Source organism: Roseibium sp. LAB1 (assembly GCF_054658235.1).
Map to the genome: position 1 here is coordinate 529,245 of NZ_BAAGIB010000002.1, position 24,865 is coordinate 554,109.

General features: G+C 59.2%; 22 protein-coding genes. 13 read left to right on the forward strand and 9 right to left on the reverse strand.

What is annotated here, in order from left to right; genetic code table 11:
* Positions 1–127: 127 nt before the first annotated feature.
* The 3 genes from ACYQ54_RS12390 to ACYQ54_RS12400 are packed head-to-tail and all read left to right on the forward strand — an operon-like array spanning position 128 to position 3,164.
* Positions 128–1,084: an HlyD family secretion protein gene (locus ACYQ54_RS12390; RefSeq protein WP_460082658.1), complete on the forward strand. Its 957-nt coding sequence runs from the start codon at positions 128–130 to the stop codon at positions 1,082–1,084.
* A complete protein-coding gene (locus tag ACYQ54_RS12395) occupies positions 1,081–2,019 on the forward strand; it encodes an ABC transporter ATP-binding protein (protein WP_460082660.1) in 939 nt (312 codons plus the stop codon). The genes ACYQ54_RS12390 and ACYQ54_RS12395 overlap by 4 nt, the downstream gene beginning before the upstream one ends.
* A complete protein-coding gene (locus ACYQ54_RS12400; protein WP_460082661.1) occupies positions 2,016–3,164 on the forward strand; it encodes an ABC transporter permease in 1,149 nt (382 codons plus the stop codon). The genes ACYQ54_RS12395 and ACYQ54_RS12400 overlap by 4 nt, the downstream gene beginning before the upstream one ends.
* 242 nt (positions 3,165–3,406) lie before the next feature.
* On the opposite strand, the gene ACYQ54_RS12405 is transcribed toward ACYQ54_RS12400, so the two are convergent.
* The 5 genes from ACYQ54_RS12405 to phnD all read right to left on the reverse strand — a co-directional run bounded on the left by ACYQ54_RS12405 (position 3,407) and on the right by phnD (position 8,034).
* Complete coding sequence (locus tag ACYQ54_RS12405; protein ID WP_460082663.1) at positions 3,407–4,327, reverse strand: DMT family transporter; 921 nt, start codon at positions 4,325–4,327, stop codon at positions 3,407–3,409.
* Positions 4,328–4,638: 311 nt separating this feature from the next.
* Complete coding sequence (phnE, locus tag ACYQ54_RS12410; protein WP_006939397.1) at positions 4,639–5,436, reverse strand: phosphonate ABC transporter, permease protein PhnE; 798 nt, start codon at positions 5,434–5,436, stop codon at positions 4,639–4,641.
* The gene (gene phnE / locus ACYQ54_RS12415; protein WP_460082666.1) at positions 5,436–6,230 is read right to left on the reverse strand and encodes a phosphonate ABC transporter, permease protein PhnE; all 795 of its coding nucleotides are present in this window, start codon (positions 6,228–6,230) and stop codon (positions 5,436–5,438) included. Before phnE (ACYQ54_RS12415) ends, phnE (ACYQ54_RS12410) begins: the two co-directional genes overlap by 1 nt.
* The gene (gene phnC / locus ACYQ54_RS12420; protein ID WP_460082668.1) at positions 6,227–7,000 is read right to left on the reverse strand and encodes a phosphonate ABC transporter ATP-binding protein; all 774 of its coding nucleotides are present in this window, start codon (positions 6,998–7,000) and stop codon (positions 6,227–6,229) included. The genes phnE (ACYQ54_RS12415) and phnC overlap by 4 nt, the downstream gene beginning before the upstream one ends.
* Before the next feature lie 65 nt (positions 7,001–7,065).
* Complete coding sequence (gene phnD / locus ACYQ54_RS12425; protein ID WP_460084784.1) at positions 7,066–8,034, reverse strand: phosphate/phosphite/phosphonate ABC transporter substrate-binding protein; 969 nt, start codon at positions 8,032–8,034, stop codon at positions 7,066–7,068.
* A gap of 240 nt (positions 8,035–8,274) precedes the next feature.
* Between phnD and ACYQ54_RS12430 the strand changes: the two genes are divergently transcribed.
* The gene (locus tag ACYQ54_RS12430) at positions 8,275–9,027 is read left to right on the forward strand and encodes a response regulator (protein WP_460082670.1); all 753 of its coding nucleotides are present in this window, start codon (positions 8,275–8,277) and stop codon (positions 9,025–9,027) included.
* Positions 9,024–11,534, forward strand: a complete 2,511-nt coding sequence (locus ACYQ54_RS12435) for an ATP-binding protein (protein ID WP_460082672.1) — start codon at positions 9,024–9,026, stop codon at positions 11,532–11,534. The genes ACYQ54_RS12430 and ACYQ54_RS12435 overlap by 4 nt, the downstream gene beginning before the upstream one ends.
* Before the next feature lie 35 nt (positions 11,535–11,569).
* Here the strand turns inward: ACYQ54_RS12435 and ACYQ54_RS12440 are convergent, their stop codons facing one another.
* On the reverse strand, positions 11,570–11,902 hold the full coding sequence (locus ACYQ54_RS12440) for a hypothetical protein (RefSeq protein ID WP_460082673.1): 333 nt from the start codon (positions 11,900–11,902) through the stop codon (positions 11,570–11,572).
* 341 nt (positions 11,903–12,243) lie between these two features.
* Between ACYQ54_RS12440 and minC the strand changes: the two genes are divergently transcribed.
* Genes minC through minE form a run of 3 tightly spaced genes read left to right on the forward strand, consistent with a single transcriptional unit; the run spans position 12,244 to position 14,230 of the window.
* On the forward strand, positions 12,244–13,095 hold the full coding sequence (gene minC, locus ACYQ54_RS12445; RefSeq protein ID WP_460082676.1) for a septum site-determining protein MinC: 852 nt from the start codon (positions 12,244–12,246) through the stop codon (positions 13,093–13,095).
* 56 nt (positions 13,096–13,151) lie between these two features.
* Positions 13,152–13,973, forward strand: coding sequence for a septum site-determining protein MinD (gene minD / locus ACYQ54_RS12450; protein ID WP_460082679.1), 822 nt, complete (start codon positions 13,152–13,154; stop codon positions 13,971–13,973).
* Entirely contained in the window at positions 13,970–14,230 is a 261-nt protein-coding gene (gene minE, locus ACYQ54_RS12455) for a cell division topological specificity factor MinE (RefSeq protein WP_460082680.1), read from the forward strand. Before minD ends, minE begins: the two co-directional genes overlap by 4 nt.
* Positions 14,231–14,265: 35 nt before the next feature.
* Here the strand turns inward: minE and ACYQ54_RS12460 are convergent, their stop codons facing one another.
* Both ACYQ54_RS12460 and ACYQ54_RS12465 read right to left on the reverse strand, forming a co-directional pair.
* The gene (locus ACYQ54_RS12460) at positions 14,266–15,735 is read right to left on the reverse strand and encodes a diguanylate cyclase domain-containing protein (RefSeq protein ID WP_460082682.1); all 1,470 of its coding nucleotides are present in this window, start codon (positions 15,733–15,735) and stop codon (positions 14,266–14,268) included.
* Positions 15,736–16,203: 468 nt separating this feature from the next.
* The gene (locus ACYQ54_RS12465; RefSeq protein ID WP_460082684.1) at positions 16,204–17,805 is read right to left on the reverse strand and encodes a peptide chain release factor 3; all 1,602 of its coding nucleotides are present in this window, start codon (positions 17,803–17,805) and stop codon (positions 16,204–16,206) included.
* Between the two features lie 179 nt (positions 17,806–17,984).
* On the opposite strand from ACYQ54_RS12465, the gene ACYQ54_RS12470 reads away from it, so the two are divergent.
* Positions 17,985–18,539 (forward strand): DUF2585 domain-containing protein, encoded by a 555-nt coding sequence (locus ACYQ54_RS12470; protein ID WP_460082686.1) that lies wholly within the window; start codon positions 17,985–17,987, stop codon positions 18,537–18,539.
* 169 nt (positions 18,540–18,708) lie between these two features.
* Here ACYQ54_RS12470 and ACYQ54_RS12475 read toward each other — a convergent pair whose 3' ends face one another.
* Positions 18,709–19,743 (reverse strand): LacI family DNA-binding transcriptional regulator, encoded by a 1,035-nt coding sequence (locus ACYQ54_RS12475; protein ID WP_460082687.1) that lies wholly within the window; start codon positions 19,741–19,743, stop codon positions 18,709–18,711.
* Between the two features lie 202 nt (positions 19,744–19,945).
* Between ACYQ54_RS12475 and ACYQ54_RS12480 the strand changes: the two genes are divergently transcribed.
* From ACYQ54_RS12480 to ACYQ54_RS12495, 4 genes are all read left to right on the forward strand, one after another.
* Positions 19,946–21,469 (forward strand): sugar ABC transporter ATP-binding protein, encoded by a 1,524-nt coding sequence (locus ACYQ54_RS12480; protein WP_460082689.1) that lies wholly within the window; start codon positions 19,946–19,948, stop codon positions 21,467–21,469.
* A 2-nt stretch (positions 21,470–21,471) separates the two neighbouring features.
* Positions 21,472–22,488 carry an ABC transporter permease gene (locus tag ACYQ54_RS12485; RefSeq protein WP_006939382.1) on the forward strand — a complete coding sequence of 339 codons (1,017 nt, stop codon included), beginning with the start codon at positions 21,472–21,474 and terminating at the stop codon, positions 22,486–22,488.
* Between the two features lie 107 nt (positions 22,489–22,595).
* On the forward strand, positions 22,596–23,552 hold the full coding sequence (locus ACYQ54_RS12490; protein WP_040441259.1) for a substrate-binding domain-containing protein: 957 nt from the start codon (positions 22,596–22,598) through the stop codon (positions 23,550–23,552).
* An 84-nt stretch (positions 23,553–23,636) separates the two neighbouring features.
* Positions 23,637–24,692, forward strand: coding sequence for a sugar phosphate isomerase/epimerase family protein (locus ACYQ54_RS12495; protein WP_460082691.1), 1,056 nt, complete (start codon positions 23,637–23,639; stop codon positions 24,690–24,692).
* The last annotated feature ends 173 nt before the right edge of the window (positions 24,693–24,865 follow it).

Consider the following 24,865-nt stretch of genomic DNA (forward strand, 5'->3'; position numbering starts at 1 on the left):
TTAGCGCTGACACCGGCACTTTTCGGCCAATTCCATCCGGCGTTGGCACGGACCTTCGAAGCAGGCTATGGTTACGGCAACGCATCGTCATTTTTGCTGCATGTCGTTGATCCATTAGGAGGAATTCATGTCCGCGCCTCGTCTGCATGCTATTCTTGCAGCCTCGGTCTGCCTGTTTGTTGCCGGTTGTTACGGTGAGGACGAGAACGTTGCCCTTGGAAACCTCGAACGCGACAGGGTTGCGCTGACGGCAACGGCCAACGAAGTTCTGATCGATCTTCCGGTTCCACAGGGCTCCTTCGTCAAGAAGGGGACCATTCTGGCTCAGCTGGATCCGGCCGAACAGCAGGCCATCGTGGCGCAGGCAAAGGCAGAGGTGCAGAAAGCCAAAGCCAATCTCGTCAAGCTTGAAAACGGAGCGCGCGAAGAGGAAATCGCCAAGGCCCGCGCCACTGTTGCCGGCGCGAAGGCGGAACTGGAGGACGCGCAAGCCTCGTTTGAACGCTACAACGACCTGACCGGGCGCGGCACCACAAGCCAGGCACAGCTCGACAGCGCCAAGGCGGCACGCGATGCGGCCGATGCCACCTTGAAAAGCGCACAGGAACAGCTGAAGGAGCTTGTAGCGGGCACCAGAGCGGAAGACCTCGACATAGCCAAGGCCGAGCTCGCGGCCGCCGAGGCGAGCCTTGCCACGCAGGAAAAGATCCTGTCCGACCTCACCATCACCGCCTCGCGGGACGGCACTCTCGATAACCTGCCCTGGAACCTGGGGGAACGGGTGACGGCAGGCAGTCCCGTTGTTGTGATGCTTGCGGGCGACGCCCCCTATGCCCGCGTCTACGTGCCTGAACCCCACCGGGTAAAGGTCAAGCAGGGCGACAAGCTGGAAGTGCGGATCGACGGCCTCGACAAGCCAATCGAAGGCACGGTGCGCCGGATCAGCTCCGAAGCTTCCTTCACCCCCTATTACGCCCTCAACCAGTCCGAACGGGCCCGGCTGATGTATGTCGCCGAGGTGCAATTGCCCGACAGCGCCAACGACCTTCCAAACGGAGTTCCGGCGCAGGTCGTCCTGCCGTGACCACAACAGGTGATGACATCGTGATCCGGGCCGAGGGTCTGGTCAAAAGCTTCAAGGGGTTCCGGGCAGTCGACGGGCTGGATCTGACCATTGAACGCGGCATGATCTATGGCTTTCTCGGCCCCAACGGCTGCGGCAAGACCACGGCCATGCGCATGCTCACCGGGCTTCTGACGCCGACAGAAGGAACCGTGGAAGTGCTCGGCCTGTCCGTCCCCAAGGATGCCGAGACGCTGAAGTACAAGATCGGCTACATGACCCAGGCGTTTTCGCTCTACGGTGATCTGACGGTTCTGGAAAACCTCAACTTCATGGCGACGATCTATGGTCTGCCATCGAAGCGGAAGAAACAGCGTATCGCCGAGGTCATGGAGCGGTACGAGTTGAGCGAGCTGGGAAACCGGTTTGCCGGCAAGATGTCCGGTGGCCAGCGCCAGCGTCTTGCCCTTGCGACCGCCGTTTTGCACGAGCCTCAGCTTCTGTTCCTGGACGAGCCGACCTCCGCCGTGGATCCTGAATCGCGCCGCCATTTCTGGGAGCAGTTGTTCGACCTGGTCGAGGGCGGCACGTCCATTGTCGTGACCACCCACTTCATGGACGAGGCGGAACGTTGCCACAAGATAGCGATCATGGAAGCAGGCCAGAAGCGTGCCGATGGAGCCCCCAAGGATCTGATGGCTGCAATGGGGGCCAATGTGGTGGAGATCGAGGGACCAAATCTGCGCGACATCCGGCGTCACCTGCTGGGAACGGAGGGTATCATCACCGCCGCCCAGTTGGGTGCACGCCTGCGGGTTCTGGTGCGGGACGACATTGCCGACCCGGACGCTTTCCTGAAAAACAAGGATGAGACCAACGGGGCCACGCTGATCGAAAAGGTGCGCCCCAACCTGGAAGACGTCTTCGTTACAGCGACGGGAGAAGGCCGCCAGTGATCAGACCGCTCTCCCGGATATCCGCCATCTTCTTCAAGGAGCTCGCCCAGTTGCGCCGTGACCGGATGACCTTCGGCATGGTTATCATGATCCCGCTGATACAGTTGATCCTGTTCGGTTACGCCATCAACACCAACATCCGCGATATTCCGATTGCTGTCGTCGATCACAGCCAGACCGGGCTGAGCCGGATCCTGATCCAGATGGTGGAAGCCACGCGCGTGGTGACGGTAACCGAACGGCTGACAAGCATCGAGGAAGCCGAAACGGCCATCAAGGCTGCACGCGTGCGCGCAGCCTTCATCCTGCCGAATGATCTTTCCCAGCGGGTGGCGCGTTCTCCCGCCGCCAACCTCGGCACGCCGCCTTCCACCGACGAGGAAACCAGCCGGCCCGTCGCCCAATGGATTGTCGACGGCTCCGATACCATGATCGCAGGCGCTATCAAGTCCCTGCGCAACATGCCGCTTGCGGAGTTGAACAGGCAGGCACCGAACCGGTCCACCCCAACCTTCGAGGTTGCCCTGTTCTTCAACCCGGAACAGCGCACAGCCATCAACATCGTTCCGGGCCTTGTCGGCATTATCCTGACAATGACGATGATCATGTTCACCTCTGCCGCCATTGTGCGTGAACGCGAGCGCGGCAACATGGAAATGCTGATCAACACGCCGGTGCGGCCGATCGAGCTGATGATTGGCAAGATCATTCCCTACATCTTCATCGGGCTGCTGCAGACGGTGATCATACTCGGGCTCGGTCACCTGCTGTTCAATGTGCCTTTCGGCGACAAGATATTCGATCTGCTGGTCGGGACATTGCTCTTCATCGGCGCAAGCCTGTCGCTGGGACTGGTTCTGTCGACCATTGCCCAGAGCCAGCTCCAGGCGACCCAGATGACCGTGTTCGTGCTGCTGCCGTCCATCCTGCTGTCCGGCTTCATGTTTCCCTACGAAGGCATGCCCTTGATCGCGCAGTATATTGCCGAGGCGTTTCCGGCGACGCATTTCATGCGCATGATCCGGGGGTTCGTCCTGCGTGATGCTGGCCTGGTGGAGCTGCACCGCGATGTGCTGTGGATGTGCGGGTTCTTCGTTCTCGGCATGATCGTCGCCGCCTTCCGCTTCAAGAAACGGCTGGATTGAGGAATGTTTGGCCCCGGTGCCAGTACCTCGCTCATCCGCTAGGTGCCAGGGTTCCTTCGCCCCGCCTCCCCCACGACCTCATCCTGAGGAAGCGCGTGAGCGCTGTCTCGAAGGATGGGCCACTTGCTCCTGAGTATGCCGCCCATCCTTCGAGACGCGCAGAAATGCGCTCCTCAGGATGAGACTGTCGTGTTGGGCAATATCCGGATATCCGCCAGTTGGGAGCCGGTCTCCTCCGCCACCTACTTCGGCTGCGGACCGGTGTCGAAACGCGGGTTGGCTGCCTTCAGGACCGGCGTCTGCATGGAGACATTCTCGCGGCTCTCCCGCCAGACGACGAAAATGCCAGAAGCGATGATGACCGCAGAGCCGAGGCCGACATAGAAATCCGGCGTTTCGGAAAAGAACAGCACCCCGAACAGGCTTGCCCAGAGAATCTGGCTATATTGCAACGGCGCGACCACAGCGGCCGGTGCGGCCTTGTAGGCGGAAATCGTCAGGAACTGGGCGATGACCGACAGAAAGCCGATCGCTGCCATCAGGCCAAGATCGATGAGTTGCACCGGCACGTAGAAGACCGGAAGCGTCATGGACATGGCGGTCATGGACAGGATCATCGGATAGAGGATCAGAACGGCCGGACGTTCCTTGCCGCCAAGCTTGCGCACCAGAATGGTCGACAGGGAGTTGGCGAATGCAGCGGTGAGCGCTGCAGCGTGGCCGAGCGTGAGCTCCGTTACACCGGGACGCAAAACGATCAGAACGCCGATCAAACCGACAATCACTGCGGCCCAGCGCTGTGCCCGCACGGTTTCGCCGAGCAATGGCACGGACAGTGCGGTGATCAGCAGAGGCATGGCAAACAGCAATGCATAGACTTCCGCCAGCGGCAGGGTCGTGAAGGCATAGAACCCGCAAGACATGGCGATGATGGCAAGGCCCGCCCGCGACAGCACCAGCCATGGATGCCTGGGACGGAAATTATCGACAGCCTTGTCCGCGAGCATCATCACGGACATCGGCACGAAGGCAAACAGCATCGTGAAAAAGATGATCTGGAAGACCGGATAGCTGCCGCCGAGTTCCTTGATGATGGCGTCATGGGTGGAAAACAGGGCAAATGCGAGAAGCGCGGCGGCAAGTCCCTTGAGCGAGTCAGTCATAGGCCGGGCCTTAATGATGTGGTGGCCGCCCGCCGATACCGGATAAATGCGGGGTGAGTTTCCGGGCATGACGCTTGTCTTCGTCAGCCGAACGGTGGCGGCAAATCAGCGGTTGGAGGCAGTCTCTTGCCTCGATCATCGCTGAAACGAAGAAAAGTTCAAGAAAGCCTCCCTCGTTTCGGGTGGGTTTCGGACAAAATGCCGAAGAGTTTCCACAAAGCAAATGGTGCGGCAGAGATTTCTCCCGGCCGCACCAGCGTTTTCTTGTCCAATCGGCTTTTCCAACCGACGACCGGTTCCGCCCCCCCCCTTCAGAGGATCTTGCGCCGCAGGTAGGACGACACGACTTCTCCGGCAACCACCAGCGCGATGATGGCCAGAAGCACTGTGGAGACCTCCTGCCAGTTGAAGGTATCGATGGCCCCTTGCAGGATCACCCCGATCCCCCCTGCCCCGACCAGCCCGAGAACCGTGGATTCCCGCAGGTTGATATCCCAGCGCAGGATAGCGACCGCAAAGAAGGTCGGCATGACCTGAGGCACTATCGCGTAGAGCACGACCTTGAAATGGCTCGCGCCGCACGCCTTCAGCGCCTCGACCGGTTTGGGATCGATTTCCTCGATTGCCTCGCCCAGCAGCTTGCCCAGGAAACCGATGGAGCGGAACATGATGGCGACAATGCCGGCCACAACACCGGGGCCAAAGATTGCCACAAACAGCAAGGCCCAGATGATCGTGTTGACGGATCGCGAGGAGACCAGGATGAACCGGCCAAGCCAGAGCGTCAGCGCGTTGGGCGTCGTGTTCTGCGCCGCTATGTAGGCCACCGGCAATGCCAGCACGACCGCCATTGCCGTAGCGATGGTTGCAAGGTTTACCGTCTCCCACAACGCGCTCAGGATCTGGTCGAGATGGGTCGGGTCCGGCGGAACCATACGGCTGAAGAGATCGCCCATCTGGGTCGGAGCGTCCCACACCCAGGCCCAGATGATGTTGACGCTGCCCAGTGCCCAGGCGACGACGAGAGCGGTCAGGGCAAAGTAACCGTAGCGCTGAAACCGCTGGGCCGGCGTATAGCGTGCCCAGTCTTGAAGCTGTACCTGTTCCATTATGCGATCCGCTTTCTGATGGCACCGCTGACGGCTTCGGAAATCAGGATGGCCCCGACGATGACCATGGTGATAGCCAGGGCGAAGTCATAATCGTAGCGCCCGAAGGCATTGGCCAGCGTGGCACCGATGCCGCCCGCGCCGACAATGCCGACAACCGCGGAGGCTCTCAGGTTGCTGTCGAGCTGGTAGATGCCAAGGCCGATCTGGCGCTGCATGATCTGCGGAAACACCGCATAGACCAGCGTCGACAGGAACGGTGCACCCGCTGCCTTCATGGCTTCGACGGGCCCTGGATCGATTTCCTCGATCTTTTCGGCCAGCAGCTTGGCAACAAAGCCGATGGAGTAGACGATCAGCGTCAGGACACCCGCGAAGGGACCGAAACCGACCGCCTTCACGAAAATGATGGCGACGATCACCGGATGGAAGCTGCGTGCGATGATGATGACCGCCCGGCCAAAATAATAGATCGGGAGCGGCGCGATGTTCCTGGCCGCCATGAAGGCGATCGGGATCGACAGCAGGACGCCGCCGACAGTTGCAAGGATCGCGATCTTCAGGCTTTCCATAAACCCGTCGATGAGCAATTCGCTACGCTGGAAGCTGGGTGGGAAGGCCCCACCAAAGATCCGCCCTGCACGGCTCAGGCCTTGCATCATACGGTCCCAGTCGATCGGCAGCGTTGCAAAGGTGGTCACGATATAGACCGCTATTGCGACATAAAGGCCGTAGCGCAATAGCGGGTTGGCGATGAAGGGCTGCTTGCGCCAGGTATCCCTCGCCGTAGTCATGCCGCAGCGCCTTCCATCTGCCGGTCCTCGTGAGGAACACCGGCATAGATCTCGTGCATCGCGTCCTTTGTCAGGGCATCCGGCAGATCGTCGAAGATGATCCGCCCATAGCGCATGCCGACGATACGGTCGCTGAATTCCTTGGCTTCATTGACGTTGTGAATGTTGATGATCACCGGAAGCTTCAGTTCGCGTGCGAGGTCCCGCAGCAGCGTCATGATCTGTTCCGAGGTTTTCGGGTCGAGAGAGGCTGTCGGTTCGTCGGCCAGAAGGATTTCCGGTTGTTGCATCAGGGCCCGGATCACGCCGACACGCTGGCGTTCGCCGCCGGAAAGTTCGTCCGCGCGCTTGTCGGCATAGTGGGCGATCCCGACCCGCTCCATCAGCTCATAGGCCCGGCGGATGTCTTCTTTCGGATAACGTCGTGAAAGCGCAGCCCAGGTCGAGATGTAGCCGAGGCGCCCGCTCTGGACGTTTTCCATAACGGTCAGGCGGTCGACCAGATTGAAGCTCTGGAACACCATTCCGATCCTGCGGCGGCCGACGCGCAGATCGCGCTTGCCCAGGCTGGTGAAGTCGGTGCCATTGAGGAAGATCTTGCCCGAGGTCGGTTCGACCAGCCGGTTGATGCAGCGAAGCAGTGTACTCTTGCCCGCACCCGAAGAGCCGATCACGGAGACGACCTCTTCGCCGGGAACCTCAAGGTCCAGGTCCTTGAGCACAGGATCCCCGCCCCCGTAACGTTTTACAAGGCTTGTTATCTTTAGCATGTTTTACCCCGATTGAACCGGCCCGCCGGAGTTGAACTCACGGCGGACCGTCAAAGCCAGTTGTCTTACTTGGCAAGACCTTGCGGCGTATATTCAACACCGTTGCTGGCCTGGATCTGCCGGATGACAGCCCACTGATCCTTGTAGGTGATCGGGACGAACTTGCTTACGCCCTCGAATTCCTCACCCAGTTTGTTGCCCTTGAAGTCGAAGCTGAAGAACGCTTCCTTGATTTTTTCAACGAGGGCCGGATCCAGGTCGTGGGCGTAGTTGAAGGAGGTTGTCGGGAACGGATCGCTTTCCCAGACAATGCGTACTTCCGCAGGATCGTAAAGGCCACGTTCCGCCATGCGGTCAACAACTTCGGAGGCGACCGGTGCGGCGTCATAGTCGCCGGCAACCACACCCAGCATCGACTGGTCATGGGATCCGGAATAGATGACTTCATAATCCTGATCCGGCACGACACCGAGCGCAGGGAACAGGGCGCGCGGCGCCTGGTTGCCCGAGTTGGACGTCGGAGACGTGTGCGCGATGCGCTTGCCCTTCATATCGGCAGGTGTCTTGATGTCGCTGTCAGCCTGCGTGTAGACCTGCAGGCGATAGCCGAACTGACCGTCTTCACTGCCCATGATCGCAAAAGGCACAGCACCGGCAAGGTTGACCGCGAACGGTGTAGGACCAGTCGAGAAACCCGCGATATGCAGACGTCCGGAGCGCATCGCTTCCACTTCAGCCGAATTCGACTGTACGGCGAAGAACTGCACGTCCTTGCCGGTAACAGTTTCCAGGTGCTCGATGAAAGGCGCCCAGATGTCGGCGTAAACGGCCGGATCTTCAACCGGCGTATAGGCGAAGACGAGCGTGTCCGGGTTGCTCAGTTTGGCCGGATCGGACGGTGCGTCGGCGACAAGATCGCCATTGGCATCACAATAGATGCTATCAAGTGCACCCTGGTTCGCGCATTCAGCAGCATAAGCGGACGAAAGGGCAAAACCGGTCACAAAAGCCACGGAACCGAGCCGGGCCAGCATATTTCTCATATTTTCCTCCCATTACAGATCACTCGCACCTCACAGCGCATCGCACCGCAAGGCTCTTGAAAGATCGTCATCAGCCTAGCGGGATATGGCGAAGGAAAACGAGCGGCGAAGTGTTAACAGAAGCGGTTGGACAGCCCTATATTGTTAACAGTGTTACAACCACCCGTGGACGGGTGAAACATTTGTAACGAGATTCTGACCGCGCCTCCCCGTGCTTATGTTAGACAGCTCATGAAGGTTCAAGAGAGCAACAGCATGGATGCAAGCGCGACAAGACCGGTGATTGCCATCATCGATGACGACGCGGATGTGCGCGAAACCCTGTCTGCTCTGATGGAGGCAAGCGGGTTCGAACCGGTTGCGTTTCAGGACAGCGGCGGCTTCAAGGCGGCCGGCAGTCCGCAGGACTTTGACCTCGTGCTGATCGACCTGCGCCTCAAGGGTGAATCCGGTCTGACCCTTGCCATTCACATCCGCGAAACAAGCGAGCTTCCCATCGTCATGCTGACCGGCGTCGGCGACGAGATCGACAAGATCATCGGCCTTGAGACAGGCGCTGACGACTATCTGATGAAGCCGTTCAATCCGCGCGAACTCGTCGCCCGCATCCGCGCGGTTCTGCGACGCTACGGGCATGGCGTTTCAGCTGCGAAAGCCGGCAAGGATCAGGAAATCATCTTCGGCGACAAGAGGGTGAACCTGAAACGCCGGGAGCTGCTTGACGGGAACGGCGACGAGATTCCGCTGACCAATGCGGAATATGTCCTCCTGGAATATTTCGTGAAAAACCCGGACCGGATCATTCCCCGCACGGATCTGATGCGCGAAATCGGCAGCGATATGCAGCGCTATGTGGACCGGACCATCGATGTCCTGATCCTGCGGCTGCGCCGCAAGATCGAGAATGTCCCGTCAAAGCCGGTTCATCTGCAAACCCGCCGGGCGCAGGGATACATCTTTGTCCTGCAGGCGGACGGACCATGAGCACGTCCCGGCTGCGCCAGCCCAGCATCCGCTCGCTGCTGCTGTCGTCCATCGGCCTGCTTCTTGTCGTGGTCATGGTTGTCGGAGCCATTGCCCTCATCACCCTCAACAGCGCCGAAGAGCAGCTCGGCACCTTTCACGACCAGACCTTGAGCGACGTTTCCGACGCCCTTGAGCTTTCCGGAAACGCGTCGAAACTGGCCGCCTCCGCCCCCTTTCTGATGACGCTCAGCCCCAACTTCCAACTGGAAAGCGAGGCTGAACGAATTCTCGCGACGCTTGATCATATCGAGACGCTGGGTGGCGGCGATCCTGACCTCATCAGGCCTCTTGCCCGCATACGGGTGGCGATCACCGATCTTGCCCGCGCAATGGTTCCGCAAGGCAGGAACGCCGCCGAACTCGCGTTGATCGACCAGGATCTGGAACGCCTTCAAAAACGCTTTCGCAGGCTCGCACAAACGCGGGATCAGCCGCCGGAGGACCGTCAGAACTGGTCAGCCCTGCAACAACTGGTCATGGCGGCTATCGGTGCGTTGCGCAGTCAGGAGCTGATCAAGGTAGGTGAGCAGCAAAGCAGTTTCCGACGTATCCGGCAGGACATTGCTTCCAATGCCCCTGCCGCCATACGCACGGCCCTGGTTGAGGTCGATGACGCCGTAATGCGGCGGGGAGACCTGTTTTCGCTGCGCTTTTCCAGCCTTGCGGCAAAGCTGGATGCCGAAAACGCGCTCTTCCGCATTCGCACCGAGCTCGCGCAGGTGAACGCCTACGCGCTGCAGAAGGTGACGGACACAAAGCTTCGGCTTCGCGATTCACGCGACAAGACAACAACCAGCATTACTTTTGCCAAGGCCGTCATTCTGGTCCTGACCGGCGTCAGTCTGTTTGTCGCCATCGGCTCTGCCCTGTTTGTCTCCCGCTACGTGGTGCGCAACCTGCACCAGATCACCGCCGTCATGCGGCGACTGGCAGCCGGGGATCTGAAGGCACGACTTCCCAAGAAGGCAAGCTCGTCGGACGAAATCGGGCAGTTGTCCGAGGCCTTCCGCAAATTCCGGTCCAATGCTCTGCGCCTGGAACGGAAAACAAGGGAAGTCTGGCGCCGCAACGAGCTTTTCATCACTGTCTTCCAGAACATCAGCGACGGTGTTGCAGTCCTGTCACCGACCGGGCAGATCCTGGCCGAAAATGACCGTGTCCGGGAATTGTTGCGTCTCGAAAAGGCTGGCCGCGGCAAACGCATGACCCTGCCGGAACTTCTGGAAAAGTCACCATTCGAACGCCGGGCCAATGAAAACGACCGGGCCGGTTTCGGCGAATACGCCGACCCGACAGGCCGGGTGCTTGAAGTTCGTCAGTCAGCACTTCCCGACGGTGGCTCCGTGTGGCTGTTTTCCGAAACGACGGAACGCAAAAGGATCGACGAACGGCTGGAAGAAATCCGGCGGGTGGAGAGCCTTGGCAAGGTCACGGGTGAAGTCGCCCACGACTTCGGCAACATACTGTCCACGATCTCCGGCAATCTTCACATGCTGGAAGGCGAACTCACACCCAGGGCCTCGGTATTGCGGGCAAGGATCAACGATGCGGTCGAGCTTGGCGTTTCCCTGATCGAGCGGCTTCTGGCCTTTGCCCGCAAACAGCATCTGGCCCCCATCGAGACCGATATCGCCGCTATCGCGGAAGGCATGGAAGACCTGCTGTCCATGGCGCTGCCAGAAACCGTTACGCTGTCGATCAGGTGCGATGAAGGGCCGATGCATGCGCGGATTGACCCCGGCCAGTTGGAAAGCGCCATCTTGAACCTGTGCGTCAATGCCGGACAAGCCATTGAAGACGAAGGTCACATCGAAATTGCCGTAACGCGGCAGACTGACGAGACGATCTCGCTGTCGGTGAAGGATGATGGCTGCGGGATGGATGCAGATACGCTGCGCCAGGCTGCCGAGCCCTTCTTCAGCGCCCGCGCAAATGGTGAAGGCACCGGCCTCGGGCTGTCGATGGTCCACGGGTTCGTGCATCAGTCCGGAGGCACCATCCACGTCGCGTCGCACCCGGGTCAGGGAACCTGCGTGACGCTGACATTTCCCCAGCAAGCTGCCACGGAAGGCTCTCAGCAGTCCAGAACCGGAATTGGCCAGGCCCTTGTGGTCGACGACGACCGGCGATCAGCGGCTGCGATCTCGGGCCTGATGGAGACCTTCGGCTATGAAGTGACGACCGCATATCGCTTCGATGATGCCAAGACCAGGATCAGCCACGACATGCCCTATTCCATCGTGGTGACGGATCTTCAGCTTGATAACGGCCATTCGGGCTGGACGCTGGTTCAGCAGGCGCTCGATGAGCACCCCAATTGCCGGGTCATCGCCGTTTCCGGGCGATTGCCCCAGGAAGACCCGTTTTCGGGCAGATATGCGGAGCGGTTCGCGAAGCTGCCCAAACCGGTCGATGCCGGAGTCCTGGCTGCGAAAATCGGGCTGGATGTTTACGAGCCTGCCTGAGCAAGGTGGGCGCAAAACAGCGGATCAACCGGATATCAGACGAAGACCCGAGCCAGCGTGGCAACGGCCAGCGCCGTTGCGGCGCGTTTCGGGCCGGCAAGGTCCGACGTCGTGCCACCGGGCACCATCAGATTGATCCGGTTGAGATCCGTCGCGTCCAGATGATCGAGATCGGCCGACTTGGCGGCTTCCTCGGCAGACAGACGAATTTCGTCGAGCATGCGCACAAGGCCCTGCCAGATATGGATCGGAGGAGCCTCGCTCGTATTGCACCAGCGAACAATTTCATCTTCAGATACGTTGAGTACCATCGACGCCTCACTTGTATCGAGGCCGAGATAGGTCATCATATCACTGAAATTACTCATTCTTTTCCCCAAGACGCCTTGCGCCCCAAACACCCGATTTTTCATACTGCACTGCAATATGGCAAAAATCCAGTTTTTTACGGAATTTGAGTTAACCAATGCGCCGGCAAAGCAGGCACGCGGCAATGCATTGGCGCGATTCCTGGCGGCGCTCTTGGTATTTTTGGCAGGAGTGACATGTTGCGATCGCCCAAAGGCCTTGGCGGAAGAGCCAATTAGCTGAAATATCTGACAAAAATTGATATCGGTGGAAAACGGCTGCCTGCCCGATTGTCCGGTTCGGTTAATGATAGGTTTATCCGACCAAATCAACCTGACCAATTGTGCCGCCGGACTCTTTGATGAAGTTCAAGGGAAAATCCTTCATTGCCATCGTTCTGAGCCCTGAGCCGCCTTTTGCGGACTGGTTCCGTGAAATCGACAGGATCATTGAGCGCTCGCCGGGATTTTTCATAGACCGGCCCATCATTCTGGACGTCCGCGGCACAAAGATCCCGATTGAGGAGCTGGAACAGCTTCTGGCGGAGCTTAACGAACGCTCGATCCGCGTCATGGGAATTGACGGTGTCGCCGGCACCCGGCTGAAACCGGGCATGCCGCCCAGCTTTTCCGGTGGCCGTCTGGCGTCTGATGTGGACGTTCCTACCCCCGCAAACGTTCCGGCAGAAGCCGGCAGCGGTTCCGAAGCGGATGAGCCGGCCGAAAAAGAGGCCGCCGGCGAGACCAAGAACACTTCTGCCAAATCCGGGAAGGCGGTGGGAGAATCGAAGGCCAAAGTCAGCGAGGCCAAAATCAGCGAGGCCAACGGTGACAGCGTGCCGGAAACTGCCGACTGGGAGACCTCGCCGGCAAGTTTTGCAAGCGGATCCTCCATCGTCATCACGGAACCGGTGCGCTCGGGTCAGAGTATTCTGCACCCGGAAGGTGACGTCACGGTGATCGGCTCGGTGAGCTCCGGCGCCGAAATCATCGCCGGTGGCTCAATTCACGTTTACGGCGCCCTGCGCGGACGTGCTCTGGCGGGAGTCGCAGGAAAAGACAGTGCCCGCATCTTCTGCTCCAAGCTGGATGCGGAGCTGGTTTCCATCAACGGGCTCTACAAGGTCGCTGACGATTTCGATGGTGCCTTGCGCAATGCACCGGCGCAGATCCGCTTCGAAAACGAAACCCTCGTCTTTGAAGAGCTGAACTAACCACAGGACCGGCAGCCGAAGGCGGTCGGACTGACAACAAAAACAGGACGAACACCATGAGCAACGCTACTGTCGTTGTGGTCACGTCAGGCAAGGGCGGCGTGGGCAAAACCACCACCACCGCGGCTATTGCCTCGGCGCTTGCCAAAGAAGGCTACCAGGTCTGCGCCATCGACTTCGACGTCGGGCTGCGCAACCTCGACCTGATCATGGGTGCGGAGCGGCGGGTCGTGTTTGACCTCGTCAACGTGGTGCGCGGCGAAGCTTCGATCAAACAGGCGCTTGTGCGCGACAAGAAGCTGAACAACCTCTACCTGTTGCCGGCATCCCAGACCCGGGACAAGGACGCGTTGACGGAAGAAGGCGTTGCCAGTGTCATCAGCGAACTTCGCATGTATTTCGACTGGGTGATCTGCGACAGCCCGGCGGGTATCGAACGCGGCGCGACGCTGGCCATGCGCCATGCGGACGAGGCGATCATCGTGTCCAACCCGGAAGTGTCGTCCGTGCGCGACTGCGACCGGATTATCGGCCTGCTTGATGCCAAGACCAAGATTGCCGAAGACGGCGGCCGCATGCCCAAGCACCTTATGATCACGCGCTATGATACAGAGCGCGCCAAGACAGGCGACATGCTGGCGACCGACGATGTCGTCGACATCCTGTCCGTGCCGCTTATCGGCGTCGTTCCGGAAAGCAAGGACGTTCTCAAGGCCTCGAACGTCGGCCTGCCGATCACGTTGTCGGACGAGAATTCGCCGGCTGCCAAGGCTTACACCGAGGCCGTCCGCCGTCTTCTGGGAGAGAACATCCCGGTCACGATCCCTGAGGAAAAGAAGAGCCTGTTCGGCAAGTTCTTCAAGGGGAGGGCTGCATGAACATCCTGAGCTTCTTTGGCAAAAGAGGTGAAAGTGCCTCGGTTGCCAAGAACCGGCTGCAAATTCTGCTGGCCCATGAAAGGGCCGACGACGGCTCGGACGCGGTGCTGATTTCAAGTCTGCGGGAAGACATTCTGGCCGTGGTTGCCAAGCGTGTGGCCATCGATCCGGATTCTGTGCGTCTGGAGATGGACAGAACAGGAGACGTCACCACACTCGGTATCGACATCGAGCTGCCTTCTGCAAAGGCCTCCTGACACTCAAGACCGGCCTTCTGGCCGGTCTTGCTTTATCAGCCCGGCTGCGCTGCCGACTGTATCGGAACGTGCCGGAAATCCAGCAGGTCGGCGGAATAGACCGCTACCTGTGCCCTGCCACGCCGCTTTGCCGAATAGAGCGCGACATCGGCCTGGCGCAGCAACTCCGACGGTTTGTGCGAAAAGGCAACGCCGACACTGGCTCCGAAGGTGTAGGTGGCCCCGTCCAGGTTCACCGGACGGCTGAGGTGTTCCACGATCGCACGACTGACTGAAAGCACCCTCTCACGACGCGCCCTGCCGAAGACAAGGACGAATTCGTCCCCACCCAAACGAACGACCGTGTCATCCGCATTGGCAAGACCTGTCAACGCATCAGCAACATGCAGCAACACGAGATCTCCGGTTTCGTGACCGTAGGTATCGTTGATCTCCTTGAAGCGATCGAGGTCGACATAAAGCAAGGCGTGGCCGTCCGCCAATGGCTTGACATCCTGCAGCAGTGCCAGCTTCTCATCGAGCAACCGCCTGTTTCCAAGACCCGTAAGAGGATCACTCCTGGCCTGGTTGGCCAGAAGTTCCTTGACCTTGTCCGCCTGGTGCTTGGCTTCGGCAAGCGCACGGACCGTGTCCGTCGCACGGTGGAAGAACATTCGCGCGGACAAGTACATGCCGAGATAAACGGCCAGCACCCCGATGGTCAGCAGGGGCAACATCCGAAATCCGGCAAGTTCCGGGTTCCACACGAAATATCCCAGGTGCCGCCTGTCGACCGTTTCGATGTCATAACCAGCCTGCCAGAAGGCCGGAGGAAATTCAGACACACCCAGGCCGGGCAAGTGATATTTTTCTGCCATGTCAGCCAGGGTCGAGGCATTGATCGGCCGCGCGAAGACCAGCACGTGATCGGTGCTGGTTTCGCTATCTTCTGTGTAGGAGGTCAGCAGTACCGCGCTGGCAAGAAAAAGTTTCTCCAGATGTCCAACCAGCCCCGTCGCCGGGACCGGCGCTTCGTCCTTCGGCGTATTGCGGGCATCGGCAATCAGAACCGTCATCGAGGGACCGTACAGGGTTTGCAGGTCCGCATCGGCGATCTTGCCCTCCACGACGTGAACCTTGGGCTGGTTCCTGCCGTCTAGCAGGTGAATGCCCTCGATCTGCAGTTCATCCTGCATGTAGTCGACGAAGGTTTCCCGTATCCATTTCATGTCGAGTGTTTCGACAAGGTTTTCGACCGCGTCGTTCCAAAAACCATACTCGAGCGTGATATCCGCCAGATGATCCGAGCGGTCTCCAAGCATGGCCGTGAAAATATGTTCCGAAGACCGGATGGAGTTGCGATCAAGTGTCCAGGAGAGAAACGACACGAACGCCAACAGGCTCACCGCGCTGATGATCACGGTTATCCAGAAAGGCTTCGACAGACGGCGGATTTCTACCGCTAGCGCTTCACCCTTGGCCTTTTGAAGCGGCGGCGAACCTTGCTCGACAGGCTCGTATCGCACTTGTTCATTCGCTCTCTAAGCTGCATACCGGCTGTTGGTGACAGTATTCCGGCAGGTTCAATTATCCTAGACAAGCCTTTCCGCACTATCAACAGATAAAACACTATTAAAAATATATACTTAGCCGTTTACTATTCGAATATTGAACAAAAACATCGTACATACTCATAAATTACAATGAAATTGTATGGAAAACTCTTTCCTTCATGCGCAATAATCACATGATTTGCAAATGCAATCCCTCTGGTTTCCTGTGAAGAAACCGGATCGGCCCACCCTACCAATTCCACCAGAAGTTCATCGTTTCAGGCGCACCGCAACCATGACCAGAATCGGGTTACAGGTCGTGCTTAAAAACGATCCGTGCAACATCCGGCACCCCGAAAAGCCCACGACGTCCTCCGCCAGCCCCAAAGGACCCGGGGAGCACAGCGAGCAGATAATGGGCCGCCCCCGGCCTGTGCCGGACTACGCCTCGTAGACGATCTCTCGCGTTTCCCGGAATTTCACGTCCGGGAATTTCTCGGTGACATGACCGATTTCCCAGGCATTCTTGAACAGGAACACCGGCTTGTCATCCCGATCGTTGGCAATCGACATGCGGTGACCTTCCAGCATCTTCTGCAGGGTCTGGCTGTCGGTTTCGATCCAGCGGGCGGTGGTGTATGGGACGGCTTCAAAGCCAATTTCCGTACCGTATTCCGCCTTCAGCCTGTCCACGACCACGTCGAGCTGCAGTGCACCTACAACACCGACGATCCAGTTTGATCCGAGATCCGGCTTGAAGATCTGCACTAGACCTTCCTCTGCCAGATCCTGCAGTCCCTGGCGCATCTGCTTGACGCGCATGGTGTCGGACAGGCGCACGCGGCGCAGGATTTCCGGGGCGAAGGCCGGCAGGCCGGTAACGTGGATGTTCTCACCCTCGGTGAGAGTGTCACCGACGCGCAACTGGCCATGGTTGGGCACACCGATGACGTCACCCGGATAGGCGAGATCGGCAATTTCGCGTTCCTCGGCAAAGAAGAAGATCGGCGCGGAAACGGCAATCTGCTTGTCGGCGCGCACGTGTTTCAGCTTCATGCCGCGCTTGAAGGTGCCGGAGCACAGGCGCACGAAGGCAATGCGGTCGCGATGCTTCGGGTCCATGTTGGCCTGCACCTTGAAGACAAAGCCGGTGACCTTGTCTTCCTGCGGCATGATGGTGCGTCCGCCGGTGGCGGGCTGGGAATGAGGCGGCGGAGCGAACTCGGCGATGAAGTCGAGCACTTCCTCGATGCCGTAGTCACGCAAGGCCGAGCCGAAGAAGACCGGCGTCAGGTGCCCTTCCAGGAAGCTTTCCTTGTCGAATTCGGCGTAGCCTTCCGCCCCCAGTTCAACGTTTTCGGTCAGTTCGTCCATGATCCGGTCAAACACCGTACCGGTAAGGATCTCATCGTCGAGACCGGAAACGTCCTTCGTCTGGGTGTAAGCGCCACCGCGCTCGCCGCCGGAGGTGTGAAACTTCTTCTTCTGCCAGTCATAGACGCCGAAGAAGTCCGAGCCCATGCCGACGGGCCAGGTCTGCGGCGATACGTCGAGCGCCAGCGCTTCCTGCACCTCGTCCAGGATTTCCAGCGCATGACGGCCTTCACGGTCGATCTTGTTGACGAAAGTGATGATCGGGATGTCGCGCAGGCGGCAGACTTCGAAGAGCTTGCGCGTCTGGGTTTCGATACCCTTGGCGGCATCGATGACCATGATGGCCGCGTCGACGGCGGTCAGCGTGCGATAGGTATCCTCGGAGAAGTCTTCGTGGCCTGGCGTGTCGAGCAGATTGTAGATGATGCCCTTGCGCTCAAAGGTCATGACCGAGGACGAAACGGAGATGCCGCGTTCCTGCTCGATCTTCATCCAGTCGGACCGTGCACGGCGTCGTTCGCCGCGAGCACGCACCTGGCCTGCCGCCCGGATCGCACCACCCGACAGCAGCAGCTTTTCGGTCAAGGTCGTCTTACCGGCATCCGGGTGGGAAATGATCGCAAAAGTACGCCGGGACTGATAGGGCGCCGTGCCGTTGAGGCCAGTCATGAAGATCTCCTGATCCCAAATCCGGCGGGGCCGCGCAAACGCGCCGGAAAAACCGGGGCGCAACCTTCCACTCAGAGCCGGACGGATTGATGTTTCGTTGGCGGAAGGTCATAGAGAGAATTCTTGAAGATTTCCAGTAGAGAATCACCGACTAGCCCCGACAGTCCGAGGAGACACCCGTGAGCCGAAGCAAATGTCTGATCGTCGGTCTGGCGATGATCGCCGCCACAGCGGCCATTCTTCTGGCCATGGGGCGGATCCCGATTTGCGATTGCGGCTACGTTCTGTTGTGGACACCGGCCAGCGATGTTGCCGGTTCCTCGCAACATATTGCCGACTGGTACACGCCCTCGCATATCATCCACGGCTTCCTGTTCTATCTGTTCCTGTGGCTGGTCTTCAGGCGCAGTTCAGTTTGCGAGCGGGCACTCGGCGCGATCTTCATCGAAGCCGCCTGGGAAATCATCGAGAACAGCCCCTGGATCATCGACCGGTACCGTGAAGCCACCATTGCGGCGGGTTACACCGGCGACAGCGTCCTGAATTCCGTCTTCGATATTCTCTGGATGCTCGCCGGCTTCTTCTTCGCCTGGCGCATGCCGGTCTGGGTCACGGTACTGGTCGGGATAGGCTTTGAGTTGCTGGCGCTCTGGGTGATCAAGGACAATCTGACGCTGAACGTGCTGATGCTGATCTACCCGGTAGAAGCCATAAAGACCTGGCAAGGCGGATAAGCCCTGACGCGGCTGAACATGCCCTCAACGCCAAAGTTGGCAATGTTCTGCAGCGTCTGACGTTCGGAACAACTGCTTTGAATGTGTCCGCGTGGTGGATCGTCACCCCTTCCCCTTCTCAAACAGGGCAGCGCTGAACGAGCGCACCAAATTCATCAGTTGCAGGTCGTCACTTCAGCTTGCGGGATATCCCGCCGCAGCTCTCGCGTACGATCAGGTCGCCGTGGAGCAGATGGGTCTGTGTTTCCAGCGACCGATTCGCCAGGCGGTCCAGAAGGATCGTCATGGCCTTTTCGCCGATGTGCTGCCGGGGCTGGCGGATTGTCGTCAGACCGGGCGTGAAATTGTTGGCGAAGGGAATGTCATCAAAGCCGAGCACGGAGAAGTCTTCCGGCACACGGTAGCCACGCAGTTGTAGCGCGGAGATCACGCCGATGGCCGTGTTGTCGTTGAAACAGAAGAAGGCGGTCGGCAGGTCGTCCTTGATGAACAGCCGCTCGACAGCGGCGCGCCCGCTTTCGCTGGAGCCATCGCCCTCCACCCGCCAGTCACGCAGCGCCTCGGGAGATTCCTTCAAGCCCTGCAGATACCCAGAGTGGCGCAGATCGCTGCGGATGTCGGCCGGCCCGCCAGAGATGTAGGTGATCCTGCGGTGCCCGAGCGAAATAAGATATTCCGTCGCAACCTTGGAGGCCGCGACATCATCTACCCCGACATAGCTGATTTCAGGATTCGAGACCGGGCGCTCGGTCGCGACGATTGGAGGCAGATTGGCGAGCGGCGTCTGCGGCTGCCCGGCAACGGGAATATGTCCTGTCAGCAGCACCAGTCCGTCGGCCATGCCCGTCGACAGGAACCGCAGGTAATTCTGCTCAAGCCCGCTTGTGCCCTCGGTATTGCCGATCAGAACGCCGTAGCCACGATCGTTGGCTGCCTTTTCCAAACCCGTTAGAAGGCCTGCAAAATTAGGATCTGCAATGGAAGACGCCAGCACCAGAACCATCTGCGAGCGTTGCATGCGCAGGTTCTGCGCCATGGCGTTGGCGGTGTAGCCGGTTCGGGCAATGGCGGCCGTGACCTTCTTGCGCGTGCTCTCGGCAACCTTCTCCGGCGAGCGCAAGGCCCTGCTGACGGTCGCGATGGAAACACCCGCCAGTTTTGCAACGTCTTCAATGGTCGCCGGCCGCTCGCCCGGTTCGCTCATTTCCAGTTTCCAGACATGTTGCAGTGCGGCCTCGGGATAAGTCCATGAATCGCAACGCCATCTACGCTGTATAGAACGCATTGCACACAATGAAAAGGTTTACAGCCACCAATGTAAAGGTTTACACGACCTATGAAAACGTTTACATGAGACGAATAGCGCCAATGAAGAAGAGGGCTTTGGCGCTTTGGGAGGAAAAAGAATGAGCGTGGACACCACTGCTCCGGCAGCGGTCATCGAGGCCGTGAACATCAGTAAATCCTTTGGGCCGGTCCCCGTGCTGTTCAGTGTCAGCATGGACGTCCGCCCGGGTGAGGTTCATGCCCTTATCGGTGAAAACGGCGCCGGCAAGTCGACGCTGATGAAAATCCTCTCCGGTTTCCATGACCCGACCTCCGGTCAGATCCGTCTCGACGGCAAGCAGACCGACCTGCCCCCAAATGGCGGTGCGGAGAGACTCGGCGTCGTCTTGATCCACCAGGAACTCAACCTCGCCGAACAAATGACCGTGGAAGAAAACGTCTTTCTCGGCCGGGAGCTCAAATCCAACGGCTTTCTGGACAAGGCGGCCATGCAGGCAACCGTCCGGAAGTATCTGGACGAGATCGGCCTCGACATTTCTCCAACCGACCGAATTTCCGACCTCACCATTGCCCAGAAACAGATGGTCGAGATCGTCAAGGCCGTCAGCCGGAATGCCCGCATCCTGATCATGGACGAGCCGACCGCCGTGCTGACCGAGGAGGAAACGGAGGTTTTCTTCCGGCAGGTGGAAAAGCTGAAGGAAAGCGGCGTCGGCATCGTTTTTGTGTCGCACAAGCTCAATGAGGTCAAGGCAATTGCCGATCGGGTCACCATCCTGCGCGACGGCCAGTGGATCGACACGCGTGCCTCCGGCGATCTGACGCCGGACATGATGGCCCAGATGATGGTCGGCCGGGAACTTTCCGATCTCTACCCCCCCATGCACGAGGCGGATGTCGATGCGGAGCTCGTTCTGGAAGTCCAGAACCTGCGCGCTCCCTCCGTCTCCAACGTCAGCTTCAGCCTGCGCAAGGGCGAAATTCTGGGATTTTCAGGCCTGATCGGCTCCGGCAGAACGGCTGTCTTCGAGGCCATTTGCGGCCTTGCGCCGATCGAGGCGGGAACCATCAGGCTTTTTGGACGCGACACCGGCCCCCTGACCGTCGCGGAAGCGCGGGATCTTGGTCTCGCCTATCTCACCAAGGACAGGAAGGAAAAGGGTCTGCTTCTCGACAAGAAGATGCGTCCCAACCTCACCCTGTTCGCCCTGCCGAAATTCGTCCGGAATTTCGGCCTCGACAGCAAGGCGGAAGAAGACGCGCTCAACCGCGCCATCCGCCGCTTCGACGTGCGGGCACGCGACAAGGAAATCACGGTCGGCAAACTGTCGGGCGGCAATCAGCAGAAACTTCTGCTGGCCAAGATCATGGAATGCGATCCGAAGATCGTCATCATCGATGAACCAACCCGGGGCATCGATGTGGGCACCAAACAGCAGATCTACCACTTCATCGCGGCTCTCGCCGCCGAAGGGGTTTCGGTCGTGGTCATCTCTTCGGAAATGCCTGAAATCATCGGCATCTGCCACCGGGTCGTGGTGATGCGCGAAGGCCATATCACCGGCGTTCTGACCGGCGATCACATCAACGAAAATGAAATCATGCGCTATGCCGCCGGGCTGAAACGGGAGGAACTCCATTGACCATGATGACCGCGTCCGACGATACAGCGGCCAAGCCGGCCAAACGGTCTTCCATAGACTTCAAGACGATTGGCCCCGCAGTTGCGCTTCTGATCCTGTGCATCATCGGCTTTCTGCTGAACCCTGCCTTCGTCAGCGAAGGCAACCTTACCAACCTGCTGACCCGTTCGGCCTTCATCGGCATCATCGCGGTCGGGGCGACCTTCGTGATCACCGCGGGCGGGATCGATCTCTCGGTCGGGTCCATGGCAGCGGCCATTTCCGGTGTCATGATCATCATCATGAACAACGCGGTCGAGACCATGGGCAGCGGGGTTCCAACGGTGCTTCTCGGCTGTGGCCTCGCCATCGTGCTGGGCATCGGCGCGGGCTGGGTCAACGGAGCGCTGACCACCAAAGGCAAGATTGAAGCCTTCATCGTGACGCTTGGTACCATGGGCATCTACCGCTCTCTGGTGACCTATTTCGCCGATGGCGGCACCCTGTCGCTCAACTTCGATATCCGCGGAACCTACAGGCCTGTCTATTACGACACGTTCCTGGGTCTGCCCTTCCCTGTCTGGGTGTTCATCGCGGTTGCCATTTGCGGCTGGCTGCTTTTGAACCGCACCGCATTCGGTCGCTATTGCACGGCCATCGGCTCGAATGAAGCTGTCGCCCGTTACTCGGCGATCAACGTGGACCGGGTGAAGACGCTTACCTATGTCATCCAAGGTCTGTGTGTTTCCTTTGCCACCATCATCTACGTGCCCCGCCTCGGGTCGGCATCCGCCTCCACCGGTGTGCTGTGGGAACTTGAGGCGATTGCCGCGGTGATCATTGGCGGCACGGTTCTGAAAGGTGGCTATGGCCGGATTGGCGGCACCATCCTTGGAGCCCTGATCCTCACAACCATCGGCAACATTCTGAACTTCACCGATGTGATCTCGAACTACCTGAATGGAACCATGCAGGGTCTGATCATCATCGTCGCAGTGTTTCTTCAGCGCAGTGACTGGAAGCTCGGCAAGAGCAAGTAAGCCCCTGATCTGATTTCAACCGAACCGGGACCCGTCCCCCAATTTAATGACCGGATCGCACCGGACGGGAGAGGTGCGTCCAGATGGCAGCATTGAAGGAGGAAGCAATGCTCATGAAGAAAGCTTTGGGAGTGATCGCGGTAACCGGTGCTCTGGCTTTTGCAGGCGCTGCGGTTGCGCAGGAAAAGATCAAGATCGGCGTCAGCTATCCGACCCCGACCCATGCCTGGGCAGCCGGCATGAACTGGCACGCGGAACAGGCGGAAAAGCGTCTTGAAGCGCTTTATCCGGATGTCGACCTTATCCTGGTGAACTCGCCGGATCCGGAAGCCCAGGCAAGTGCCCTGGAAGACCTGGTCTCCGTTCACCAGATTGATGCCCTGGTGGTTCTGCCGTTCGAATCCGAACCGCTGACCGACCCGGTTCTGAACGTCAAGAAATCCGGTGCGTGGATCACGGTCGTTGACCGCGGCCTCAGCCAGCCGGGTATCGAGGACCTTTATGTGGCCGGTAACAACCCGGAACTGGGACGCGTTTCCGCCCAGTACATGAAGACCCGCCTGAAGGAAGGCGACAATATCGTCATCCTTCGCGGCATTCCGACTGTCATCGACAATGAGCGCTTCGACGCGTTCATGGCCGAGATTGAAGGGTCCGGCATCAACGTGCTCGACCACAAGCACGCCAACTGGAACCGCGACGACGGCTTTGAAGTGATGCAGGACTTCCTGTCCCGCTTCCCGGACATCGACGCGGTCTGGGCCCAGGACGACGACATCGCCATTGGCGTAGTGGCCGCTCTGAAACAGGCCGGACGCGACGGTGACGGCATGTTCGTTGTTGGCGGTGCCGGCATGAAGGAAACCATCAAGGCCATCATGGACGGCGAGACGCTGATCCCGGTCGACGTTCTCTATCCGCCGGCGATGATCGCCACCGCCATGGACCAGACGGTTGCAGCCTTCAAGTCCAACGGCCCGGTTGCCGGCCGCTACATTCTCGGCGCGACGCTGATCACGCCGGAGAATGCTGAAAACTACTACTTCCCGGATTCGCCGTTCTAAGGCATCGGGCAGTAGCGGGCCGGGGTTTTCGCGATGGGACCCCGGCCCTTCCCACCTCACCTTCCCCGATTTCTGGAGAATGTCATGAAAACCATAAAGGGTCCGGCGTTGTTTCTCGCCCAGTTTGCCGGGGACGAAGCACCGTTCAATTCCTGGGCATCGATCACGAAATGGGCCGCGGATTGCGGCTATCTTGGCGTTCAGGTGCCCAGTTGGGACAGCAGGCTGATCGATCTTGAAAAGGCGGCCAGTTCCAAGACCTATTGCGACGAATTCATTGGGACAGCCCGCGAGAACGGTGTCGAGATCACCGAACTTTCGACCCACCTTCAGGGTCAGCTTGTTGCCGTGCATCCGGCCTACGACACGGCTTTTGACGGCTTTGCCGCACCGCACGTCCATGGCAATCCGGCGGCTCGGCAGGCCTGGGCGGTCGACCAGGTGAAACTGGCGCTGGCCGCCAGCCGCAATCTCGGCATCTCGGCCCACGCGACCTTTTCCGGCGCACTTGCCTGGCCATATGTCTATCCGTGGCCGCAACGGCCCGCAGGCTTGATCGAGACAGCCTTCGACGAACTTGCCAGACGCTGGCGCCCGATCCTCGACTATGCCGAGGAAATGGGCGTTGATGTGTGTTACGAAATCCACCCGGGCGAGGATCTTCACGACGGCATAACTTTCGAGATGTTCCTGGAGCGCGTCAACAATCACGACCGCTGCAAGATGCTCTACGATCCGTCCCACTACGTGTTGCAGTGTCTGGATTATCTCGACAATATCGACATCTACAAGGACAGGATCGGCATGTTCCACGTCAAGGATGCCGAGTTCAATCCGACCGGGCGCCAGGGCGTTTACGGCGGTTACCAGTCCTGGGTCGACCGTGCCGGCCGCTTCCGCTCTCTGGGTGACGGTCAGGTCGACTTCGGTGCCGTCTTTTCCAAGATGGCCGCAAACGATTTCGACGGCTGGGCCGTGGTCGAATGGGAATGCTGCCTGAAGCATCCTGAAGACGGTGCGCGCGAAGGCGCAGACTTCGTCAAGGCGCACATCATCCGCGCTACCGAAAAGGCCTTTGACGATTTTGCCGATGGCGGTAGTGATGATGCAGCCAACCGGAAGATGCTTGGCATCAGTTAGGGCCTTGACCTCAATGAGGCATCAAGCGGGCTTGTGGGCGACAATGCCCTCCCCGTCTCAACCTTGTCCTGAGGAGGACCGCAAGGTCCGTCTCGAAGGATGGTCTGCAGTCTCCGGAACATGTGGTCCATCCTTCAAGACAGCGCTGAGCCGCTTCCTCAGAATGAGGTTTG

Excerpts from the sequence above, each read along its gene's own strand:
- ACYQ54_RS12465 (WP_460082684.1), bottom strand. The coding sequence starts at position 17,805 with ATGACTGGCCTCAACGGCACGGCGCCCTATCAGTCCCGGCGTACTTTT.
- phnC (WP_460082668.1), bottom strand. The coding sequence starts at position 7,000 with ATGCTAAAGATAACAAGCCTTGTAAAACGTTACGGGGGCGGGGATCCT.
- ACYQ54_RS12405 (WP_460082663.1), bottom strand. The coding sequence starts at position 4,327 with ATGACTGACTCGCTCAAGGGACTTGCCGCCGCGCTTCTCGCATTTGCC.
- minE (WP_460082680.1), top strand. The coding sequence starts at position 13,970 with ATGAACATCCTGAGCTTCTTTGGCAAAAGAGGTGAAAGTGCCTCGGTT.
- phnE (WP_006939397.1), bottom strand. The coding sequence starts at position 5,436 with ATGGAACAGGTACAGCTTCAAGACTGGGCACGCTATACGCCGGCCCAG.
- ACYQ54_RS12435 (WP_460082672.1), top strand. The coding sequence starts at position 9,024 with ATGAGCACGTCCCGGCTGCGCCAGCCCAGCATCCGCTCGCTGCTGCTG.
- ACYQ54_RS12480 (WP_460082689.1), top strand. The coding sequence starts at position 19,946 with ATGAGCGTGGACACCACTGCTCCGGCAGCGGTCATCGAGGCCGTGAAC.
- minD (WP_460082679.1), top strand. The coding sequence starts at position 13,152 with ATGAGCAACGCTACTGTCGTTGTGGTCACGTCAGGCAAGGGCGGCGTG.
- ACYQ54_RS12440 (WP_460082673.1), bottom strand. The coding sequence starts at position 11,902 with ATGAGTAATTTCAGTGATATGATGACCTATCTCGGCCTCGATACAAGT.
- ACYQ54_RS12485 (WP_006939382.1), top strand. The coding sequence starts at position 21,472 with ATGATGACCGCGTCCGACGATACAGCGGCCAAGCCGGCCAAACGGTCT.
- ACYQ54_RS12475 (WP_460082687.1), bottom strand. The coding sequence starts at position 19,743 with ATGAGCGAACCGGGCGAGCGGCCGGCGACCATTGAAGACGTTGCAAAA.
- phnE (WP_460082666.1), bottom strand. The coding sequence starts at position 6,230 with ATGACTACGGCGAGGGATACCTGGCGCAAGCAGCCCTTCATCGCCAAC.
- ACYQ54_RS12430 (WP_460082670.1), top strand. The coding sequence starts at position 8,275 with ATGAAGGTTCAAGAGAGCAACAGCATGGATGCAAGCGCGACAAGACCG.
- ACYQ54_RS12490 (WP_040441259.1), top strand. The coding sequence starts at position 22,596 with ATGCTCATGAAGAAAGCTTTGGGAGTGATCGCGGTAACCGGTGCTCTG.
- minC (WP_460082676.1), top strand. The coding sequence starts at position 12,244 with ATGAAGTTCAAGGGAAAATCCTTCATTGCCATCGTTCTGAGCCCTGAG.
- ACYQ54_RS12495 (WP_460082691.1), top strand. The coding sequence starts at position 23,637 with ATGAAAACCATAAAGGGTCCGGCGTTGTTTCTCGCCCAGTTTGCCGGG.
- phnD (WP_460084784.1), bottom strand. The coding sequence starts at position 8,034 with ATGCTGGCCCGGCTCGGTTCCGTGGCTTTTGTGACCGGTTTTGCCCTT.
- ACYQ54_RS12390 (WP_460082658.1), top strand. The coding sequence starts at position 128 with ATGTCCGCGCCTCGTCTGCATGCTATTCTTGCAGCCTCGGTCTGCCTG.